Origin of the sequence: Desulfarculus baarsii DSM 2075, from assembly GCF_000143965.1 — a bacterium.
Classification (GTDB): domain Bacteria; phylum Desulfobacterota; class Desulfarculia; order Desulfarculales; family Desulfarculaceae; genus Desulfarculus; species Desulfarculus baarsii.
On record NC_014365.1, the window covers coordinates 1,874,644 to 1,895,103 of the forward strand.

Below are 20,460 nucleotides of genomic sequence, written 5' to 3' on the forward strand. Positions count from 1 at the left end.
CTCACCACGTGTAGCGCAGGCCGATCATGCCTTCCATGTAGAAGCCCTGGTTGACGTAGACGATCTCGGTGGCGTAGCGCTCGTTGAAGATGTTGACCGCCGAGAGACAGGCGCTCAGCGCCCAGTTTTTGTCCAGCCGCCAATCGCGCCAGATCTTGGCGTCGACGGTCTGGTAGGCGTCCATGTGGAAGTAGGGCAGATCCTCGTTGTTGTCGGTGTAGTAACGGTCGCCGGAGTAGCGGAAAACCACCTCGCCGTTGAGTACCGCCGCGTTGGCGTAGCGCAGACCCACGCTGCCCCAATAATCGGGCGAGTTGAGCAGTTGGTTGCCTACGTTTTGCGGATTGACGTCGTCCTTGGTGATGCGCGAGTGATTGAGCGTGGCCGCCGCGAAGAACAGGAAATGCTCGGTGATGGGCTGATCCAGCGAAAGCTCAAGGCCGTAAATCTCGGCCTCGCCGATGTTTCTGGTGTGGATCAAAATCGTGTTGGGTAAGGTCGGGTGCTGGTCATAGGAATAGGCCATGATGTCTTTGATCTTGCCGTAGTAGGTGGTGGCCTTGAACAGGGTCTTCCACTGATTCAGGGTCACGTCGGTTCCCAGGTCGACCATCCAGGTTTGCTCGGGCTCCAGGTTGGGGTTGGCCTCGCGCTGGGTGGCGCCCACGTTCTGGTTCTGGAAGTACCACTTGGCGTTGCCGGGCCAATAGGCCGTGCCGGCGTTGGCCCGCACGGCGATGGTGTCGTTGAAGCGATACTTCACGCCGCCGCGATAGGTCACGTGGTCCTTGCTGACCGCGCCGGGCTCCTTGTCGCTGGAGCCCGAGTCGTAGATGTCGTGATAGCGCCAATAATCGTAGCGCACGCCGGCCAGGATGCTCAACTTGTCGTCGAGCAGGAACTGCTGGTCTTGCATGTAGACGGCGGCCATGTCGGTGGTGATGTCGGAGCGATAGGTCTGGTTGGAGCTTGTGCCCTGATAATATCTGGTCTTTTCTTTTTCCTGGGCCAGGGAGGCGCCGGTGGTGAGCACGTTGTTTTCGCCAAGGTAAAAGTCGGTTTGCAGCTCCAGGGGCAGGCGCTGGCGGTCCCAGGTGGTGGTCTGGGTGATGGTGTCGTTGAGCACGACCCTGCCGTTGACCAGGCTCAGGCCGGTGGTCTCCTGGGAAGGGATGGACTGGAACTGATAGCCGGTGGTGGCCGTCAGCTTGCCCCAGTCGCTCAGCGGCGAGACGAACCGCACGCTGTTGACCACGGTGTCGCCGTTGTCGTTGATAATGTAGTTGGACTGGCCGCCGTAGAGATAGCGCTGCTGGTAGTTGATGGCCACCGTCAGGCCCATGCCGTTGTCGGCCTCCCAGCCGGCCTTGCCGGTGAGGTAGGTGTAGTTGTATTTGTTGTTTTCCAACGAGGCCTGGCGCACGTATTGCTTTTGGCCGCGGTTGAAAAGATCGACCATGCCGTCCAGGGGCTTCATCTGGAAGCCGTCGGAGTAGTCGCCGCTGTAGCTGAAGTAATAGTTGAACTTGCCGTCGCGGTCGCCCACGGCGGTGTAGGGCCGGAAGGTGTTCATCGAGCCGTAGCTCATCTTGGCCACCGCGCCCATGCCCTCGTGGCCGCTCCTGGTGATGATGTTGACCGCGCCGCCGGCGGCGCTGGCCCCGTAGAGAGCCGATGACGGACCCAACACCACGTCCACCCGCTCGATGTCGTTGGGGTTGATGGCCGCCGACATGAAATGGTGAGCCGGCACGCCGTCGATGAGGTAGACCGTGCGCTGCAAAAAGTGGCCCGTGCCGCGCAGATGGACCCACGGCGGGCCCCAGGGATAATATTGGGCCACGTGCACGCCGGGGATGTCGCGGATCAGCTCGCCGAAGTTGTTCATGTAGTAGTTGGGCTGGAAGTCGATGTCCACCCGATCGACCGAGTAGGCGTCCACCGGTGAGAGGTCGGCCTTGACGTCGGTCTTGGTGGCGGTGACGGTGATGTCCGACATTTCAGTCTTGTCGGCTTCCCAGTTGCGTTTGGCGCTTTGCCCGTCGTCGGCGGCCCAGGCCGGCGGGCAGCCCAGGGCCAGGGCCGCGACCAGGGCCACGGCGGCGATGAAGCCTCTTCCCCTTTTCTCCATTTGCTTTTTTCCTTTGCGACCGGCGCGCGAAAACGCAAAAAGGCCGATCCCCTGCCCTGGGGTTCGGCCTTCTTGACCAGCGTTCTGCCGAGCGTTTTCGCTCTAACTCATAAAATGTGCGTGCCTGGATTTTTTCGCGCCGGCTTCTGCGCGGCGATTGCCTTGGCCGTTTCTAGCCAACGGCGTGCGTCGTGTCAAGCCCAATCAATGCGAAAGCCATTTTCGCGGACCAAGCTCAGCGATAAGGCCGCGGCGGGCGGTGATGGCCGTCTGGGCGATGGTGGTGCTCTGGCGGGCGGTGATAGCCGCCGGGGCGATGGTGATGTTCCGGCGGGCGGTGATAGCCGCCGCGCGGGTGATGGTCGTGCCGACGCGGGCCGCCGCCCGATTGCTGGTAGTAATAAAACGTGGCCGATGGCGGCGGGCTGTAGTACGACGGCGCTGGCGAATAGTAGCCGGGTGATGGCTGTTGATAATATGGTTGCGCGCCGTATTGCGCCGCCTGGGCGTTGGATTCGCCGATGGCCCCGCCAAAGAGCGCGCCCAGCCCCGCGCCGATGGCCCCGCCCCGCCAGGGATTGTCGTGATCGATGAGCGCGCCGGCCACCGCGCCCACGCCAGCGCCCACGGCCCCGCCTTGATAGCCATAATAGCTGGGCGCGCCGCCCGGCCCGGCGCAGCCGGCCGCCAATAGGCCAAATATGGCCAGCGCCGTCAGCGCCGCGCCGCGAGTGGTCTTTTTGAACATCGCAAGCCTCCTTTGGAAGCGACGAAATCGTGAAGATGGCCTCCGGCCGATTCAGCGCCCAGACGGCCAGCGGTCAGGGCGGCCGGGGCGCTCCCAGCCCGTGGCCACGGCGTAGCGCTCCGGGCCCAGGATGCGCCGGATCTTGAGCTGATAGCGATAGCGCCCGGAGGCGACTTCGGCGCTGGCCCGCTCCAAGGCGTTCAACTCCATCTCGACGGCGGCCATGTTCAGGTGGCGCTCGCGCATGAGCCTGTCCAGGCGATGGCGGGCCACGTTGACGGCCGATTGGGCCTGTTGAAGATCCATGCGCATGCGTTGATGGGCCTGATCGAGGCGGCCTACCTCGTGGCGGGTCAGTTGCAGGCGCTCTATCGTGCCCCGGTCGCGCCACCACTGGGCCTCCCAAAACGGCCCGTCCGCCGGGCAGACCGACGGCGCGGCCAGGGTCAGCAAAACCAATGTGAAGGCTGCGTATATCTTTTTGCTCACGGCTTTAAACTCCATGGTGATCACTGGCCCAGGCGGACGGCCCATGGCCTTTTGCGCCTAAGACGCTGGCCCTCGGGCCTTTGTTTACAAAAAAAGCGCGGACGCCAAAAAAAACAAGCCCGCGACGCTTTTGTGGCGTCGCGGGCTTGGGCCGCTGAGGCCGCGCGGGTTTTGATTCAGGCCGTCTGGCCCTGCGCGATGAGCTTTTGGCGCAGGCGCGCGTATTGGCTCATGGCCGCCACCGCCCTGGCCGCCCGCTGGGGGCTGGATAAAACAGGCATGCCCCGGGCGATCAACCCGCGCAAGGGCTCCTGCTCCAGGCTGTTGAACGAATAGCCCACCACCGGCTTGCCGTGGACGTCGATCAGGGAGCGGGTCTGGTCCAGCAGGCCCGACACCAACTCCACGGCCTGGCGTTTGGCCTCGGAGACGGGCAGGCCCTGGGCGGCGATGGAGGGGTAGATCAGCTCCACGGGCAGGACGAAGTAGATCAGCAGGGCGTGGATGTTTTCATCGCGCAGCAATGCGTCGGGGATATCCCAATAGTAGTTGCGAAACTCGCGGGGGAAGGTGATGTCGACGGGGTTGCCCAGGCTGCCGGTGTGGGGCACCAGCGGCCGCAGCAGCTCGATGGTCGACGGGCCCAAGGGCGGCAGCTTGAGCCCGCTACGCTCGCAGGCGTCGGCCGCGGCCGCGCCCGGCCCGCCCGAGTCGGTCTGGATGACCGCGTTGGGCCCGGCCGGCAGGGGCAGGCTGCCCAGGGCCCAGCAGAAATCAAATAGCTCGGTGATGGTCTGGGCGCGAATCACGCCGGCCTGGCGCAGGATGCCGTCGTAGAGCTTGTCCGGGCCGGCCAGGGCCCCGGTGTGCGAAAGGGCCGCCCGCCGGCCAGTCTCCGAGCCGCCCACGTAAAAGGCCACGATGGGTTTTTTCAGCGCCACGCGGCGGGCGACCTCCACGAAGCGCCGGCCGCGGCGGATCGTCTCCACGTACATGCCGATGACCTTGGTGTGGGGGTCGTCGCCCAGATACTCCAGGCAGTCGACCAGGTCCACGTTGGCCTCGTTGCCCACGCTCAGGGCCGTGCTGAAGCCCAGGGACAGACGGCGCAGTTGGTCGTACATCTGGGTGACGAAACTGCCGCTCTGCGAGGCCAGGCCGATGAAGCCGGGGCCGCATTCGTAGGGCAGGGGGGTGGTGTTGATCTTGCAGTGGGGGTTGGCCACGCCCAGGCAGTTGGGCCCCAGAAAACGCATGCCGTATTGCTCGGCGATGCGCATCAGGCGCTCCTGCATGGCCGCGCCCTCGGGTCCGCTTTCCTGGAAGCCGCCCGAGACCACCACGGCGTTTTTGACCCCTCGCCGGCCGCATTGCTCCAACACGTCGCCGACGATCTTGGTGGGCAGCACCAAAATGGCCAGATCCGGCGCTTGAGGCGTCTGGTCGATGGCGGTGTAGGCCGTCAGCCCCAACACGGTGCTTTCCTTGGGGTGGATGGGATAGATCTGACCCTCGTAGCCCATGTTGAGCACCGAGTTGAGGATCATCGTGCCCATGTTGATGAAGTTGTTGGACGCGCCGAAAAAGGCGATGCCACGAGGATTGATCAGATAATAAAGCGGATTTTGCGTGATCGACGACGACACTGCTAACTCCTTGCCAGCACGACCAGCCCGTCGACGGCCTTGACCCGGCCCCGGGCGGTGATGATCAGGGGGTTTACGTCGACCTCGACCACGGCGTCGTGCTCCAGGCCCAGGCGGCCCAGGCCGATGACGGCGGCGCACAGGGCCTCAAGGTCGGCCGGGCTTTGGCCACGAAAGGCCGCCAGCATGGGCCGACAACGCAGTTGCTCCAGCATGTCCAAGACCTCCAGGCGCTCCAGCGGGGCCATGCGAAAGACCGTGTCGGCCAGCGCCTCGGCCAGCACGCCGCCCAGGCCCAGCATCACGCAGGGGCCGAACTGCGGATCGCGGCTCAGGCCCAGCACCAACTCGCGGTTGCCGCCGACCATCTCCTGAACCAACACGCCGTCCAAGGCCAGCCCGGCCCGGGCCGCCCGGCCGGCGATGTCGTCATAAGCCGCGCGCACGGCTGTCTCGTCGCCCAGGCCCAGACGCACCCAGCCGCCCTCGCTCTTGTGCATCAGCGAGGCCGCGCAGGCCTTCAGCGCCACCGGAAAGCCCAATTCACGGGCCAGTTCCACGGCCTGGTCGGCGCTTTGGGCCAGGCCCTCGGCGCTGACTGGCACGCCATGGGCCGCCAACGCCAGCTTGGATTCATGCTCGTTAAGGGCCGCCTGGCCTTTTGCTCGGGCCGTGGCGATCAACCGACCTACGTCCATCGTCAGTCTTCCTTTTCGTATATCTTATTAATATTATTGGCGATAATCTTGTTTATCCGCGTCAGTTCGTCCAGCTCGCCCTGGCCGAGCCCGGCAAAGGCCGCCCGGGTGAAGCCTTCGGCCACGGCGGTCAGCCGTTGGTGGGCCTGGCGGCCGGCGGCGGTGATGAAAACCTGGTTGCAACGGCGATCGCTGGGATGGGCCCGCCGCTGGACCAGCCCGGCCGCCTCCAAGGCGTCGATGATGCGCGTGATGTTTTGGCGGTCCTTGGTGACGTTTTGGCTGACTTCGGTCTGCGATTGGCCATCTCGGCCCATCAGGGCCGAAAGCACCGACCAGTGCTCGGCGGTGTGCTCCAACCCGGCGGCGGCGAAGGCCCGGTTGAGCCCGCTTTTCATGCGGTTGGCGGCCAAACGCATGATGAATCCGTGGGATTGCTCGATGGGAAACAGTTGCAGCTTCATCGGCCCCGCCTTGGTGATTGTCTACGTGAAGAATGTTGTAATATTGACAATATCAAAGTCAAGTCATAATTGATCAGCCGATCAGCCAGCCGGCGGACGCGCTTTGCCAGGGGCCGGCGGGGCCGCGCCGTGCTAAAATCACGGGCGTGAGGCGGGCGCACGGAGGCGAGGCGATGAGCAATTGTCAATGTGAGGAACTGGCCCAGGGCCAGATCGCGCTATCCAACGTCTGTCTGGGCCAGTTGTGGTTGTTCGAAGACCTGGACGCCGCCGATCAGGCCGCCCTGACCCAAGCGGCCCGGCGGCGGGTCTATCAGCCGGGCCAGGCGGTGTTTCGCCAGGGCGATCCGGCCCAGACGCTGTTTCTGATCAAGGGCGGCCGGGTCAAGCTGGCCAAGCTGGGCCAGGACGGCGCGGAGATCATCCTCGATTTTCGCAAGGCTGGCGACTTCTTGGGCGAAAACATGCTGAATGACGCCGGTGCGTTGCCGGTTTCGGCGGTGGCCGTCGAGCCCACTCTGACCTGTGGCTTTTCGCGCCAGGGCTTCGAGCGCCTGGTGTTGGAGCGGCCCAGGCTGGGCCTTCAGGTGATCAAAAACCTCTCGCGGCGCATCGATTGGCTTTCGTCCCAGGTCGACTCGCTGGCCCAGGTCAGCCTGGAGCAGCGGCTCTATCAGGCCCTGCAAAACGTGGCCCGCGAACACGGCCGGCCCACGGAGGGCGGCTTGGCCATCGAGATGCCCCTGACCCACGAGGAGCTGGGTTTTTTGGTGGGGGCCCACCGGGTCAGCATCACCCGGGCGCTCAAAAGCCTGCGTCAGGCCGGCAAGGTGTTGCAAGACGGCCGGCGGTTGATCGTGGCCGAGGCGTGAGGCCCGGCCGGCGCGCTGGACGAAGGCGTCCCGCCTGGGGCATACTGCGTCAAACGACCGCCGCGCCGAAAACCCCGTGCCCCGCGATCTCGCGGGCGATGCGCATGAACGCAAGGAAACGCTTTGCCGCGCTTTAGCTCCACCGTCAACACCCTCTTCAACTGGACGGCCATGCTTGTGGCCATCGCCACGGGCTTGGTGGTCACGCCCCTGATCATCTCCCACCTGGGCAAGCCGCTCTACGGCGCGTGGAGCCTGGTGTTGACGATCGTGGGTTATTCGGCGCTGTTGAACGTGGGGGTGACCCCGGCCATTTCCCACTACGTGGCCATCTACCGGGGCCAGAAGGACACGGCGGCCATGGCCGGGGTGATCAGCAACGGCCTGATCCTCTTGGCCCTGCTCTGCGCGCTGGTGGTCGGCGGGGCCTGGCTGGCCGCCGAACCGGTGTCCGAGCTGCTGGACCCTTCGGGCCAGATGCGGCAGACTTTCGCGACCATGCTGCGCCTGGGCGGCCTGGGCGCGGCTTGCAGTTTTCTGGGCGTCTATTTCATGTCCATCCTGCAGGCCTACGAGCTGTTTTTACCCAACAACGCCGTGGTGGCCTTTTATCACGTCTATCGCACGGTGGCCATCGCCGTGGTTTTGGGCCTGGGCCATGGGCCCATCGGCCTGATGGCCGCCCACATCAGCGCCGAGGCCCTGAAGGCCCTGCTGCACGCGGTGTTGTGCTATCGCTTGCTGCCCCATCTGCGGCCGGACTGGCGGGCCTTTTCACCACGCACGGGCCTGATGCTGATCAGCTTCGGGGCGCTGAGCACGTTGCTGAGCGTGGGCGATTTGCTGCGTTTTCAGCTCGACCAGGCGGTGATCGGCAAGTTTTTGGATTTCACGCAGATAGCCATCTACGCCGTGGCGGCGATGCTGGTGCGCTATATGCTGCGCATCGTGGGGGCGTTCGTGGACGTGCTGACGCCACGGCTAACCTCGCTGACCGGCGGCGGCCACGCGGCGATGACGACCGAGCTTTTTTTGCGGTCGCTGACGATCAGCTCGACCATCAGCCTGATCCTCTGCGCGGGGCTGGTGTTGTTGGGCTGGCCGTTTTTGCGCCTGTGGCTGGGCCAGGGCTTCCAGGGCTCGGTGGCGGTGTTGTGGATTCTGGCCGTGTCCTTCACCGCCGACCTGATGCAGGCCCCGGCCGTTTCGGTGATGTTCGCCCGCGAGCGGCACGGGCTGCTGGCGGCCATAAATATGATCGAGGGCGCGTGCAACCTGGCCCTTAGCATCTACCTGGCCCCGCGGATGGGCATCGTGGGCGTGGCCCTGGGCACGGCCGCGCCGATGCTGGTCAACAAGCTGCTTGTCCAGCCGCTGGTGGTCTCGCGCGAGCTGGGCCTGTCGTACTGGCGCTATTGGCGGCCGGTGGGCCTGCCGCTGGTGCTGATGGCGTTGGTGACGGCCGCCGGTTTCGCCCTGGGCCTGCCTTATGACAACACCATGGGCTGGCTGGGCTTTCTGGGCTGGGCCGTGGCCGTGGCCGCGCCGTTCGCGGCCTTCATGGTCTTCACGCTGGTGCGCCACGGCGTGGACTTGACCCGTGGCGCGGGCCAACCGACGCCCTAGCGGGCCCCGCCGCCGCGCGCCGCGCTTTCGTCGGCTTTTGCGCCTCCCCCAACACGCCCGCGACCTCGCCACGCCCCAAAACGTCCGCTCGCCGGCCTGAGCCAGGCCGTGGCCACGCCGCGCTTTCGCGCCGGCGGGGCAAGCCATTTTTGTTTGACCTACCCCCTCTGACGCCTCACGCCCCACAACCCAAGCCGACTTGGATACCCCTTTTGGGATCACTATGCCGCCTTGACGAAATGGAGCAGCGAGCCCTCGGCCAGGGCGTAGTCCTCGGCCTCCAGCATGGCCAAAAGCATGGCCTCGTCTCTGGCCGACGCGCGGCCCGTCAGTTGGGCGCGGTCGGAGGTCGGCGGCAGGGTCACTTCACGCCCAGTTTCTTGCGCAATTCGTCAATTTCTTTCTCCGTCCGCACCATCTCTTCGCGCCATTTGGCCGGCAGGGAATCAAAGTCCTTGGCGGCGCAGACCGCTTTGACAAATTCCTCTCGATCATTGCGTTCGAGAAAGGTTGACATGTTTATCACTATGGCCGCCCTACGGCTTAACTCGGCGTTCACTTTATTCCTCCTTGGGGCCAAGCAGATCGGCGGAAACAACCACTGCTTTACGGTTCAACACAATGATATATCCCTCTTTTTCAATTTAATTGCGTTATACCCCTGGGCAATGGTTGAACGTCCTGGCTTGGGTCACAACCCAAGCCGGCTTGGATACCCCTTTTGGGTAGTGCCAAAAATTAGCACGTTTTTCCGGCTGGTTGTAAGGCGTTTTTGTATAACCTACCCTGAAAGGGGCGTGCGGCGGGCCATGTTTTGTGGGGGGGTGTACGGCGCTCTAGGTTTTCAGGGATTTTGGGGCGCGCCGGGCTCGGCAAGCCAGATGTCGGACTCGCTAGTTTGAGCGTTTCGCTCCAGAGTGTATCGCCAGCTTCAATAAATTAGAATGATCGTAGAAGTTTATTGCCAGCAAAGAAAATCCCTGCTACATTCGCGGTGACAACGGACCAAAGGCGCGCCCGAACCGCCCATGCCTCTGCCTCGATCACCGCGCGGGGTCATCGTGAAGTACGTCATCAATCTGCAAACGCCCGATCCAGCCAGACGTTCGGCCAGCATCGACTACCGCCTGGAGGACGCCCCGCCGGCCGCCCGCAGCGTGGTGGAGATCTGGCGCTTGCGGCCGGGGCTGATCCTCAACGTGGCGCGCCTGGCGCCGCACGCCACTGAGCGCGACAGTTTCGACATCGACCAGGGGCCGGTGCAGTTCGGCTTCACCGTGGCTGGCCAAAATCGTTGCTCCTACGCCAACGGCCGCCTGGCCGGCCAGAGCCACGAGCTGACTCCCGGTTGCAACAGCATTTTTCATCTATCGAAAACCAAAGGCAATATCGACCACGCCCCCGACAAGGCCATGTGCGTTGTCGGCGTCATGGCCACGCCGGAGTTTTTGAGCCAATACCTGGACGACGCGCAGAGCCCGCCGCCCAAGCTTCTGTGGCCGACCCTGGACGGCCGGGCCGACAGCCAGTTCGCCTGGTATGGCCGGCCCCATCCGCGCAAGGACGCCCTGGTGCGCGAGCTGCTGAGCCACCCCCATCAGGGCGGCCTGGAGCGCATGCGCCTGGAGGGCCTGGTGCTGCAACTGGTCGGCGGGCAACTGGCCGAGCTGGCCATGGCCGAACGCCAGCGCCCGACGGCGGCGCCGCTGCTGCGCGGTGACGACCTGGAGCGCGTGGGCCTGGCCCGGCGCATCCTGCTCCAGCGGGCCGAAGACCCGCCCAGCCTGCGCCAACTGGCCCGCGAGGCCGGCCTCAACGAAAAAAAGCTCAAGTACGGCTTTCGTCAGGTCTTCGGGACGTCGGTTTTCGCCTATCTGCGCGATCATCGCCTGGAAACGGCCAAGGGCCTGCTGGAGTCGGGCCGCATGAACGTCAGCGAGGCGGCCTTTTGCGTGGGCTACGCCAGCCTCAGCCACTTCAGCCGCGCCTTCAAGCGGCGCTTTGGCCTCAATCCCAGCGATTGCCTCCAGGCCCCGCCGCTCTGAGCCTTGGCCCGCAGGCCGCAAAAAGTCCGTCCAAGGCAAAAATGGTCCCCGCCAAGATTAGACGCTTCTAACAAAATCCGCTATTAGGGGTGCAAGCGTCTTGCGTCGCCCCGCCCAGGCCAAGGATCGGCGGGGCCGTCTTGGATCGAATCTCCGGCCGGGGCCGTCTGGTCTTTTTCGCGCTCCGGCCGCCTGGAAAGGGCCATGCCATGAAAAAAGCCGTTTTCATCGCCGCCTGGCTGTTGTTGTTGCCGGCCCCGTGCCTGGCCGCCGACAACCAATCGGCCGTGGTTCTGGAACAAGTCACGGTCAGCGCCGGCAAGCGCGAGAGCGCCTTGCAGGATTTCGCGGGCAGCGTCTCGGTGGTCGATGAAGCCACCCTGGAGGAAAAAGGGGCCTGGACCTTGGGCGAGGCCCTGCAACTGACGCCCAACGCCTATATGAAAACGGCCCTTTCGGGCAACACCGTGGTCATTCGCGGCCTGTCGACCATCGACACGTCGCTGTTCAGCCCGGCCGGGCTCTACGTCGATGACGTGGCCTATCCGCTGACCTACATGCAGAACCTGGATTTTCTGGACGTCGAGCGGCTGGAGGTCTTGCGCGGGCCCCAGGGCGCGCTCTACGGGGCCAACAGCGAGGCGGGCGTGGTCAACGTGACGCTCAACCAGCCCGGCCCCCAGGTCAAGGCCAAGGCCCAGCTCGATTACGGCGATTATGACACCCTGCGCATGGTGGGCCAGGCCTCCGGCCCGGTCTACGCCGACAAGGTCTTTTTCGGCGCGTCACTGTTGCGCGCCAGCAGCGACGGCTACGTGGAAAACCTCTACAAGCACGACGACCGGGCCTCCAAGGAGGAGCTGACCGGCGCGCGGGGCGTGCTGCGCCTGACGCCCGGCCCGGACTGGGACGTCTCACTGGCCGTTGACGGCAGCCGCCAGAACCTGGGCCTGGGCATTATGCGTTATCTGGACGGGCCCAACCGCACCGAGGCCTTCGAGGTGCGCTCCAACGCCGCCGACGTGGCCCACGAGGACGCGCTGGGTCAGTCGCTGCGCGTCAAATACGCCGGACGCTGGGCCGATCTGCTTTCGATCACCGCCCACCGCGACTATGCCTACGATTTCGAGATGGACGCCGACCGCACCTCCCTGCCCGTGGCCCGCTCCAACATGGACCTGGACCAGTCTTCGTGGAGCCAGGAGTTGCGCCTTAGCTCCAAGGCGGCCGGGCCCCTTTCCTGGCTGGCCGGCGTCTATGGCAAGCGCGACGAACTGGACGTGAGCATGGACTGGACCAGGGCCGTGGCGGCGATGTCCAGCAAGCTCAAAACCGACTCGACCCTGGAAAACTACGCCGCCTTTGGCCAGGCCACCTACGCCATCATCGAGGGCCTGCGCCTGAGCGCCGGCCTGCGCGCCGAGGCCTGGCGGACCTCGGGCCAGCAGCGCTATCGCACCATTAGCCTGGACCGCTCCTACGAAAAAGATCTCGACGACGTGGAGATCTTGCCCATGGCCACCCTGGCCTACGATCTTCGCGCCGGCGTCATGGCCTACGCCACCATCTCCACCGGCTTTTTGGCCGGCGGCTACAATTACTTCTCGTCCAACTGCCTAGACACCTTCACCTATCAGCCCGAGCACACCGTCAACTACGAACTGGGCCTCAAGACGTCCTGGCTCGACGACAGGCTGACGGCCAACGTCGCCCTGTTTTACACCCAGATCCGCGACAAGCAGGTGCGCGAGGAGGCCCCCGGCGGCGGCATCGGGGCCTGGAGCTTCACCAACGCCGCCGAGGCCCACTCCAGCGGCGGCGAGATCGAGCTGGCCGCCCGGCCCATCCAGGGCCTGACCCTCTCGGCCGGCCTGGGCTACGCCGCCACCGAGGTCGACGACTGGACCACCACCAGCGGCGGCGTCACCTACGATTATCAGGGCAAGCAACTGCCCTGGGCCCCCGAGTTGACCTACAACCTGGCCGCTGATTATCACCACGCCTCGGGCCTGTTCGCCAGGGCCGATCTCTTTGGCGCGGGCAAGCAATATTTCGACGCCGAAAACACCCTCTCCGACAACGGCTACCAACTGGTGGGCCTGCGCCTGGGCTACGAGGCCGCCCACTACAACGTCTCCCTGTGGTGCAAAAACCTCTTTGACGCCGACTACGCCAACAAAAAGGTCACCGACGCCTCGGGTTACACCCTCATCGAAGACGGCGCGCCCCGCACCTACGGGGTCAGCCTGGGCTGGAGGTTCTAGCAAATGCCGTGCGAAATCAACGACGACGCCCAGAGTTTCGGCCCCCTGGCCCAGTGGTTGCAGGGCCCGGTGCTCCTGGCCCTGGCCGAGGCGGCCATCGAACTGGATCTGCCGGAGTTGCTGGCCCAGACCGGCGACCTCGACGCCTTGGCCCGAATGCTGGGGGCCCATCGGGTCAATCTGGGCCTGCTTCTGGACGCCATGACGGCCATGGGCCTGGCCGTCAAGCAAGACGGCCGCTACGCCAACACGGCCCTTGGCGAGATGTATCTGCGCCGCCAGCGCGACACCTATCTTGGTGATATGCTGATTAATCTCAAGCAGATGCAGCATCGCCACCTGGACAAGCTGGCCGAGTTGGTCCGTAGCGGCCCGCCCGAGGTCCACGGGGCGCAACGCCTGAGCTCCCCGGAGCGCTGGCGGGCCTCGGCCGGTCATCTGGCCAATTATCAGCGGGCCTACCTGGCCCCGCTGGCCGTGGAGCTGGTCGAGGCCCTGCCCGAGTTTCCGGCCATGAAGCGCGCCCTGGACCTGGGCGGCGGGCCGGGCCTGGTGATCATGGCCCTGCTGGAACGTCGACCGGATCTGCGCGGGGCGCTCTGCGACCTGCCGCCGCTGGCGGAGGTGGCCCGCGAGCACGCCGCCGCCCGCAACCTGGAGGGCCGCCTGGCGTTTATCGCCGGCGACTACAACCAGGTCGACCTGGGCCAAGGTTACGATCTGATCTGGGCCAGCCACACCCTCTATTACGCCAAGGACATGGACGCCTTCATGCAAAAGCTTTTGGCCGCCCTCAATCCCGGCGGGGTGTTCATCTGCCTGCACGAGGGCCTGACCGAGGCCCGCACGGCCCCGTCCCTGCACGTCCTGGCCCGGCTGTGCCTGGCCCTGGAGGGCCAGGACGTCTCGTTTGACCACGGTTTTTTGGCCGAAAACATGCGCCGGGCCGGTTTCGCCAGAGTGACCAGTCGGCCCATCGATGGGCCCATGGGCCTGGTGTGGCTGGACGTGGCCCGCAAGGCCCGCGCGGAGGAGCAATGAAACGCCTGATCTACTTGGTGGTGCTGTGCCTGCTGGCGGCCTCGCCGGTCGGCGCGGCCGAACCTCTGCGTCTGAGCGGCCCGCCGGTGGTGGAGAGCCTGCCGTTGATGGCCATGGCCAGCCAGGGTCGCTTGCCGGGGCTGGATCTGGCCGTGGAGTTCCGGCCCTGGCGCGGCCCGGATCAACTGCGGGCGATGATCGCCGGCGGCCAGGTCGACGGGGTGCTCATCACCACGGCCATGGCCGCCGTGTTGCGGGCCAGGGGCCTGCCCTGCCGGGTGCTGGCGGTGATGTCGCCGCCGGTGTGGCTCGTGACCGCCAAGCCCCGCCTGGCCAGCCTGGCCGACATGGCCGATCGGCCGATCGTCTTGCCTTTCGGCCCCGGCGAGATGCCGGCCTTGCTGCTGCGGGCCGTGGCCGCCCAAAGTGGCGTGAGCCTGCGCACCAGCCAGGCCGGCAGCGCCCTGGAGGCGGTCAACCTCTTGGCCATGGGTCGGGCCGATGGCGCCGTGCTCAGCGAGCCGGCGGCCAGTCTGGCCGTGGCCAAGGCCGGCCTGGAGCGGCCGCTGCACAAAAGCCTCGATCTGCGCCAGGCCTGGGCCCTGGCCTTTCCCCAATGCCCCCAACTGGCCAGCACCGCCTTGGCTCTGGTCGGCCCCCGCGCCAATGATCCGGCCGTGGGCCAGGCCGTGGCCAGGGCCTTTGGCCAAAGCTGCCCGTGGGTGCAAGAGCACGATGATCAGGCGCGGGCCCTGGCCGCCGCGATGTTTCCCGACCTGGCCGCCCAACTAACGCCGGGCGCGCGGCCGGTCATCAGCCTGTTGGACGGCCCCGAGGGTCAACGGGCTGCGCTGTTCGTGCTGGCGCGGCTCCACGAGCTTTCGCCAGCCGCCACCGGAGGGGTCTTGCCTGGGCCGGAACTGTGGGCTGCCCAGCCATGAGCCAGGTTCCACGGCGCGGGCGTTTGACCGGCGTGGCCTGGTCGGCGTTGGGCCTGGTTTTGCTGCTGGCGCTGTGGCAGGCGGCGGCCACGCATTACTCCAGCCTGGCCATCGCCTCGCCCTGGGATACGTTGACCGCCCTGGGCCAGATGCTGAGTCAGGGCGATTTCTGGGCCGATCATCTGTTGGTCAGCCTGGGCCGCGTGACCGTGGGCCTGGGCCTGGGTCTGGCGGCGGGCTTGAGCCTGGGCGTGCTGGCCGGGGCCTTGCCGCCGCTGCGTCGGGTGCTCTCGCCCACCCGTTGGATGCTCATGAGCGTGCCGGGGGTGGTGGTGATCATGCTGGCCATGCTGTGGTTTGGCATGGGCGGGGCCATGGTCGTGGCCATCGTGGCGACGATGGTCGCCCCGCTGATCTACATCAGCGTGGTCGAGGGCTTGGACGCGGTGGACGCGCGCCAACTGGAGATGGCCCGGGTTTATCACTTTCCGCTGGCCATGCGCCTTTATCGCATCCACGGCATGGCCATGGCCGGGCCGCTGATCGCCGGCGGCCTGATGGCCCTGGGCAGCGCCATCCGCCTGGTGGTTTTGGCCGAGGCCCTTGGCGCGGCCGAGGGCCTGGGTTACGCCCTGGCCCTGGCTCGCACCAATCTGGAGACGCCCCGTTTATACGCCTTGGCCCTGCTTTGCGTGTGCGTGGTGGCCGGGGTGGAACTGGCCGTGCTGCGGCCGGTGCGCCGCCGGGTGCTGCGCCGGGGCCAGAGGCCGCCGGCCAGCCTGGATGACGCCGCCGGCGATCAGCCAGCACCCGGCAATGGGCCGCATGACGACGCCGATCGCCCGTGGGTCCAAATCCCGCCGTGTGCTACACCCAATCGCCAAGCGCTGGATCAGGCCCAGCCGCTCGTCGCCCTGGAAGGCGTTTGCCTGGCCTACCAGGGCCGCACGGTGCTCGACGGCGTGGACCTGACCGTCAAGCCGGGCGAGGCGCTGGGCGTGCTGGGGCCCAGCGGGGCGGGCAAATCCACCCTGCTGCGGCTGATAGCCGGGCTGGAGCGGCCCGACGCCGGCCACCTGACCACAAGGGTCCGGCGTTTGGGCTACGCCTTTCAGGAGCCGCGCCTTTTGCCTTGGTGCACGGCCCAGGAAAACGTGGCCTTGCCGCTACGCGCCCTGGGCCTGGAGCGCCGCCAGGCCCTGGCCATGGCCCGCCGTCACCTGGAGCTCATGGAGCTGACCGGCCGCGAGAACGCCTTTCCGGCCGAGCTTTCCGGCGGCATGCGTCAGCGGGTCTCGCTGGCCAGGGCCCTGGCCGTGGGGGCCGACCTGATGCTGTTGGACGAGCCCTTCACGGGCCTGGACCCGCGCCTGCGCGACGAGATGCTGCGCCTGCTGGAATCGGGCCTGCGCGAAAGCCAGGCCGCGGCGATCATGGTCACCCACGATCAGGCCGATCTGCCGGCCTGTACCGGCCGCGTCGTCGTGCTCGACGGCCCAGGGCCGTTGAAGAACCTTGCGCCGCCGGCGCGCTTCACCCGCCGCTTGGCCGGCCAAGGCGGGTTGTGAAACGGCGTTTGGAAAGCCAACTCGGCGGACTCGACCACTGATCGGCCAACAAAAAAACGCCCTGGTCAGCGCCAGTTGGCCAGGGCCGAGTCTGAACGCTGGCGAGCAACGCGCGCCGCGCAAAGCGGGCCCTGCCGCCTCGGGGCGCATCGATGTTGACTCCAGTCACGTCTGAAGGCAGACTATCACCAACTAGATCAGCCGCTTGGTCTTTAAACAAGATTGTCGTCTTGCAGTCTCCGTTTGTGCACTGGTTGGATCAAGATCAACCATACCCGCGATGGTGAACCATGGCCGAGACCAGAATGCCGACCTTCGTCCTCAGCGTGAATGACCTCGAGGCCGCCATGATCCACGCGCTGGCGCGGGGGGCGGACAACCACGGCCAGGCGTTGGGCCATGTCGTTGACCTCAAGACGCCGTGGGGACGCTCAGACGCCGCGTCCCTGGACGCCGAGACGTTCGCGGGGCTTGGCGACACGGTTTTCCTGGTGGAGATCAATTCTCCCCAGATGCAAGAGCGGATCCGGAACTCTGGCCGGGAAGTCGTCGTCATCGACCATCATCTATACCAATCCAAAGACGCTGGCCCCTTGGATCTGCGCACGGGGCTATCATCCCTGGAGCAAGTCATCAATTACACGCGCCGCCAGCCCAGCCAGCGGGTGGCGGCGCTGCCGGCGTATCTAGACATATCCTCGCCCGGGGGCCGCAAATTATCCTTCGCCGAATTAACCAGGCTGATCAGCGCCAATGACCGCGGGCACATCCCCCTTCTGGCCGCCGAGGCCATGAAAATCTTGGGGCTCGACCCGCGCGGCTATGCGCCGCCCAAGATCAAACACCAAAGTTCGCTGTGGGATGTCGCGGAACTGGACTTGGCCAAGATCGGCGCGGGCTGGGAGCAGCGGCCCGCCACCTGGGGCCAAGACGAGCAAAAACCCGCCGACTGGCAGGCCATGGAGGAACTGGTCAGAGACATCCGCCTCAGGGAAAGCGCCCTGGGCCTATGGCTGGTTGAGGGCAAGGACATCGAGGAGCTTGCCCTGCCTGAAGTTTTTCAGCGCCAATATCGGCTAACCGCCGACCTCATGGACCAGGCCATCAACTATATTGCCTGCGCCCAGGGCAAGCAAAAGCTGCGTCTGCTGGCCACCGGCCGCGACGAGGCCGCCGATCCGGCCCTGTATTTGATCCAGGCGCCGATCCGATATCGCAAGGTGTTGTTGGACGCGCTCTATTTCTGGCGGGCCGAGCAGGGTCACTCCCTGAGCGAGCGCCTTGCGGCCCTGATTGTCTTTCATGAGGACGACCACGAAGACAAGCCCCGGCTGCTGGAATTTTACGGCGACGACGCCGAGGGCGGGGCGGTGGAGCAGTGGTTCAAGCCCGAGACGCGGAGCGCTTGGGGCTCGACGCGGCTGGATTTCTGGGCGGGCGGCGGGTCGGGCTGCTTTTTCGGGGCCGAAGACCGCTTGGGCGCCGAAGCGGAGGCGTTGAACGCGCTGGCCAACCACATCCTCGACACCGTGCTCACCGGCAACCGCCCGGTGCGAAAATGGCGCACCAGCTTTTTACAGCCGCTACGCTTTTGTGATGAAGAGCTGAAAAACAAAGTCTTGGACGGTCTGCGGCAGGCCGCGAGCCAACCCCAAAGTGGTTTGTTCCCGGTGGTCATCGGCCCCGAGGAGCGGCATTATTTCCTGCCCCACGTGGAGCCAACCTTGGCCCCCGGATTCGCGGGCCAACGGACGGAAATCCCAGAGCTGATCGAAATGGCGCGCCGGGGCCTGTCCATCGCCAGCGTGGAGCGCTTTTTCGAGGGCCTTTGCCTGCAATTGACCCTGCCCAACCACCCCAAGCCTCATCTGCTGCCCATCGCCAGCGTGCGCCTGCACTTTTTTTATCACTCGGTCATGGCGCTCGAATGGGTGATTGGCGACGCGGCGACGGCGGAAGAAGATCAAACCGTGGGCCAGCGGGATGAGGCCAGCGAAAACATATCAAATGAGCCGGCGGAGTATCCGCCCGGTCAACCCTATTGGCGCGGCCTGCTGGCCGACGATGGGCCAGACGCCCTCAGCCTGGCCCAGGTCTTGGACATCAACGCCAAACTGCGCCAATGTTATTCCACCTACTCGTCCGACGGCGCGCGCGGCGGCCAGACCATGATCCGCCTGGTGGAGCGCGGCCGGATTTTGGGCGCGTTGCTGCACGGCGGCGTGGTCAATGAACACCGCATCACCGCCTGGTTCCGCGCGCTGCTGGAAAAAGCCCTAGGGCTCGACAACGACGCCCATGCCGAGAGCTGGCTCAATGAGAAGCTGGAGCTTTTGAGCGACGACCGGACGCGGGTGGTCAGTTCCGTGATTCCGGCCGGGGCCTATCCCCAGACGCCTTGGGGGCGCGAGCGTTTCGAGGAAATCTTGGCCCGCCTGAACACGGTGGACCCCTATGGCCAGGGCCATTTTTATGAGCCGCGCGTGGCCATGGAAGAACTGGGCCGCGGCCTTTACGAGCGTTTCCGCGCCAACGGCTCGCTGTTTGCCTGCACGCCGCACAGCCTGGTCTTTTTGGGCTTCGGCTGGTTTCCCACCGATATCATCCACAAGCGGCACATGGCCACCATGTATCGCCGCATGTTTTTGGTGGCGATGTTTTATCAGTCGATCCTGCACGCCCTGGCCCTGAGCCTCAACGAAGCTGGGCGGGGCAATGGGGTGGGGCCGATCCGCGAGCATGAATTCAAGGATCTGCGCGCCAGGATCATATATTTCACCAACCATCTGTGGTTCCGGCGGCTGAGCAGCCAGGTGCAGGGCGTGGAGCTGTTTGATCTGCTCTCGGCGCGGGCGGGCCTGGACCAGCAATATCAAGAGATTGCCGACGAGATCGAGCGGGCGGAGTCTTTCCACACGGCCGTGGCCAGGCAGCGCGACGAAAGCTTTCATCGCGCCGTGGCCTTTTGGGGCGCGCCGTTGGTTCTTTTCGTGGCCATGCTGGCCATCCCTGCGGACGGTTATTTTGATCTCTGGGGGTGGCTGGCAAGGCTTGGCCAAAACCATGTCGCCCCGTGGATGTGCGTTTCTGGCGATTTGCGCTGGCTGACGTTATTGCTTGGGCTGTTCTTTGCGGCGGCGTTGGCTTTGCTTCCGGGTTGGCTGCTATATTTGGCGATAAATAAATGGCGTGGCCGGCGTAAAAAACGCCGAAAATAGGCCCGCCTTTTCGCCAGCAACAATCAGGCGATAATGATAAAAGCCGTGGCAAAAACGCCACGGCTTATTTTTTTGCCCCGCGCCAATCCGCTTCCTCTAGCGGCATCCCTCAATAGCCACCAAATTCTTCTGGTCAGCCTATCGGCATGAGTTTCAATCCGCTTCCTCTAGCGGCATCCCTCAATAGGGAAATCAAATGAGCCACCCCACGCCGGCGATCGCTGGGTTTCAATCCGCTTCCTCTAGCGGCATCCCTCAATAGCCAAGACGCTGCTGTTGCCGCGCGCGCTGTGGTTTCAATCCGCTTCCTCTAGCGGCATCCCTCAATAGGAATCGTTCAAAGGCCAAGACGGCCAGTGGCAGTTTCAATCCGCTTCCTCTAGCGGCATCCCTCAATAGGGAGTCGCGTCTTGGAGGATACAGACGCCTGGACGTTTCAATCCGCTTCCTCTAGCGGCATCCCTCAATAGCGAGGAGAAAGAGAGGAAGTCGGAAAGCATCGGCTTGGTTTCAATCCGCTTCCTCTAGCGGCATCCCTCAATAGAAAAAATGGCAACGCCGGGGCCGTGGAGTCTAGGTTTCAATCCGCTTCCTCTAGCGGCATCCCTCAATAGGGTACCCCAGCCAACCGCCCGATTGCAATATTTATTTTTGGGGCTGTTTCCACATGGTTTGCCAAATTCGGCGCGCCAACAGGGCCGTTCCGCGC

16 protein-coding genes and 1 CRISPR repeat array are annotated in these 20,460 nt (G+C 65.0%); of the genes, 8 read left to right on the forward strand and 8 right to left on the reverse strand.

Annotated features, from left to right (window positions below; genetic code table 11):
- Position 1: 1 nt before the first annotated feature.
- From DEBA_RS08365 to DEBA_RS08390, 6 genes are all read right to left on the reverse strand, one after another.
- Positions 2-2,131 carry a TonB-dependent receptor gene (locus tag DEBA_RS08365; protein ID WP_013258492.1) on the reverse strand — a complete coding sequence of 710 codons (2,130 nt, stop codon included), beginning with the start codon at positions 2,129-2,131 and terminating at the stop codon, positions 2-4.
- A 235-nt stretch (positions 2,132-2,366) separates the two neighbouring features.
- Entirely contained in the window at positions 2,367-2,879 is a 513-nt protein-coding gene (locus tag DEBA_RS08370) for a YMGG-like glycine zipper-containing protein (RefSeq protein ID WP_013258493.1), read from the reverse strand.
- 51 nt (positions 2,880-2,930) lie between these two features.
- Entirely contained in the window at positions 2,931-3,368 is a 438-nt protein-coding gene (locus DEBA_RS08375; RefSeq protein ID WP_148227822.1) for a hypothetical protein, read from the reverse strand.
- A 176-nt stretch (positions 3,369-3,544) separates the two neighbouring features.
- Positions 3,545-5,014, reverse strand: coding sequence for an acetate--CoA ligase family protein (locus DEBA_RS08380; protein WP_013258495.1), 1,470 nt, complete (start codon positions 5,012-5,014; stop codon positions 3,545-3,547).
- A 2-nt stretch (positions 5,015-5,016) separates the two neighbouring features.
- A complete protein-coding gene (locus DEBA_RS08385) occupies positions 5,017-5,712 on the reverse strand; it encodes an acetate--CoA ligase family protein (protein ID WP_013258496.1) in 696 nt (231 codons plus the stop codon).
- Between the two features lie 2 nt (positions 5,713-5,714).
- Complete coding sequence (locus DEBA_RS08390; RefSeq protein WP_013258497.1) at positions 5,715-6,176, reverse strand: MarR family winged helix-turn-helix transcriptional regulator; 462 nt, start codon at positions 6,174-6,176, stop codon at positions 5,715-5,717.
- Between the two features lie 173 nt (positions 6,177-6,349).
- Between DEBA_RS08390 and DEBA_RS08395 the strand changes: the two genes are divergently transcribed.
- The gene (locus DEBA_RS08395; protein WP_013258498.1) at positions 6,350-7,048 is read left to right on the forward strand and encodes a Crp/Fnr family transcriptional regulator; all 699 of its coding nucleotides are present in this window, start codon (positions 6,350-6,352) and stop codon (positions 7,046-7,048) included.
- Between the two features lie 123 nt (positions 7,049-7,171).
- Positions 7,172-8,674, forward strand: a complete 1,503-nt coding sequence (locus DEBA_RS08400; protein ID WP_013258499.1) for an oligosaccharide flippase family protein — start codon at positions 7,172-7,174, stop codon at positions 8,672-8,674.
- Positions 8,675-8,895: 221 nt separating this feature from the next.
- On the opposite strand, the gene DEBA_RS18370 is transcribed toward DEBA_RS08400, so the two are convergent.
- Together DEBA_RS18370 and DEBA_RS18110 are read right to left on the reverse strand one after the other, a co-directional pair.
- Positions 8,896-9,039 (reverse strand): hypothetical protein, encoded by a 144-nt coding sequence (locus tag DEBA_RS18370; protein WP_013258500.1) that lies wholly within the window; start codon positions 9,037-9,039, stop codon positions 8,896-8,898.
- Entirely contained in the window at positions 9,036-9,233 is a 198-nt protein-coding gene (locus tag DEBA_RS18110; RefSeq protein WP_013258501.1) for a hypothetical protein, read from the reverse strand. Before DEBA_RS18110 ends, DEBA_RS18370 begins: the two co-directional genes overlap by 4 nt.
- A gap of 502 nt (positions 9,234-9,735) precedes the next feature.
- Between DEBA_RS18110 and DEBA_RS08405 the strand changes: the two genes are divergently transcribed.
- The 6 genes from DEBA_RS08405 to DEBA_RS08435 all read left to right on the forward strand — a co-directional run bounded on the left by DEBA_RS08405 (position 9,736) and on the right by DEBA_RS08435 (position 19,751).
- Positions 9,736-10,719 carry a helix-turn-helix transcriptional regulator gene (locus tag DEBA_RS08405; RefSeq protein ID WP_050762289.1) on the forward strand — a complete coding sequence of 328 codons (984 nt, stop codon included), beginning with the start codon at positions 9,736-9,738 and terminating at the stop codon, positions 10,717-10,719.
- Between the two features lie 209 nt (positions 10,720-10,928).
- Positions 10,929-12,983, forward strand: a complete 2,055-nt coding sequence (locus DEBA_RS08410) for a TonB-dependent receptor (protein WP_013258503.1) — start codon at positions 10,929-10,931, stop codon at positions 12,981-12,983.
- A 3-nt stretch (positions 12,984-12,986) separates the two neighbouring features.
- Complete coding sequence (locus tag DEBA_RS08415) at positions 12,987-14,024, forward strand: class I SAM-dependent methyltransferase (protein WP_013258504.1); 1,038 nt, start codon at positions 12,987-12,989, stop codon at positions 14,022-14,024.
- Positions 14,021-14,965: an ABC transporter substrate-binding protein gene (locus DEBA_RS08420; protein ID WP_013258505.1), complete on the forward strand. Its 945-nt coding sequence runs from the start codon at positions 14,021-14,023 to the stop codon at positions 14,963-14,965. Before DEBA_RS08415 ends, DEBA_RS08420 begins: the two co-directional genes overlap by 4 nt.
- Entirely contained in the window at positions 14,962-16,533 is a 1,572-nt protein-coding gene (locus DEBA_RS17715; RefSeq protein ID WP_013258506.1) for an ATP-binding cassette domain-containing protein, read from the forward strand. The genes DEBA_RS08420 and DEBA_RS17715 overlap by 4 nt, the downstream gene beginning before the upstream one ends.
- A 290-nt stretch (positions 16,534-16,823) precedes the next feature.
- Positions 16,824-19,751, forward strand: coding sequence for a hypothetical protein (locus tag DEBA_RS08435; RefSeq protein WP_148227823.1), 2,928 nt, complete (start codon positions 16,824-16,826; stop codon positions 19,749-19,751).
- Between the two features lie 79 nt (positions 19,752-19,830).
- A CRISPR array of direct repeats spans positions 19,831-20,365; the repeat unit is 37 nt; unit sequence GTTTCAATCCGCTTCCTCTAGCGGCATCCCTCAATAG.
- The last annotated feature ends 95 nt before the right edge of the window (positions 20,366-20,460 follow it).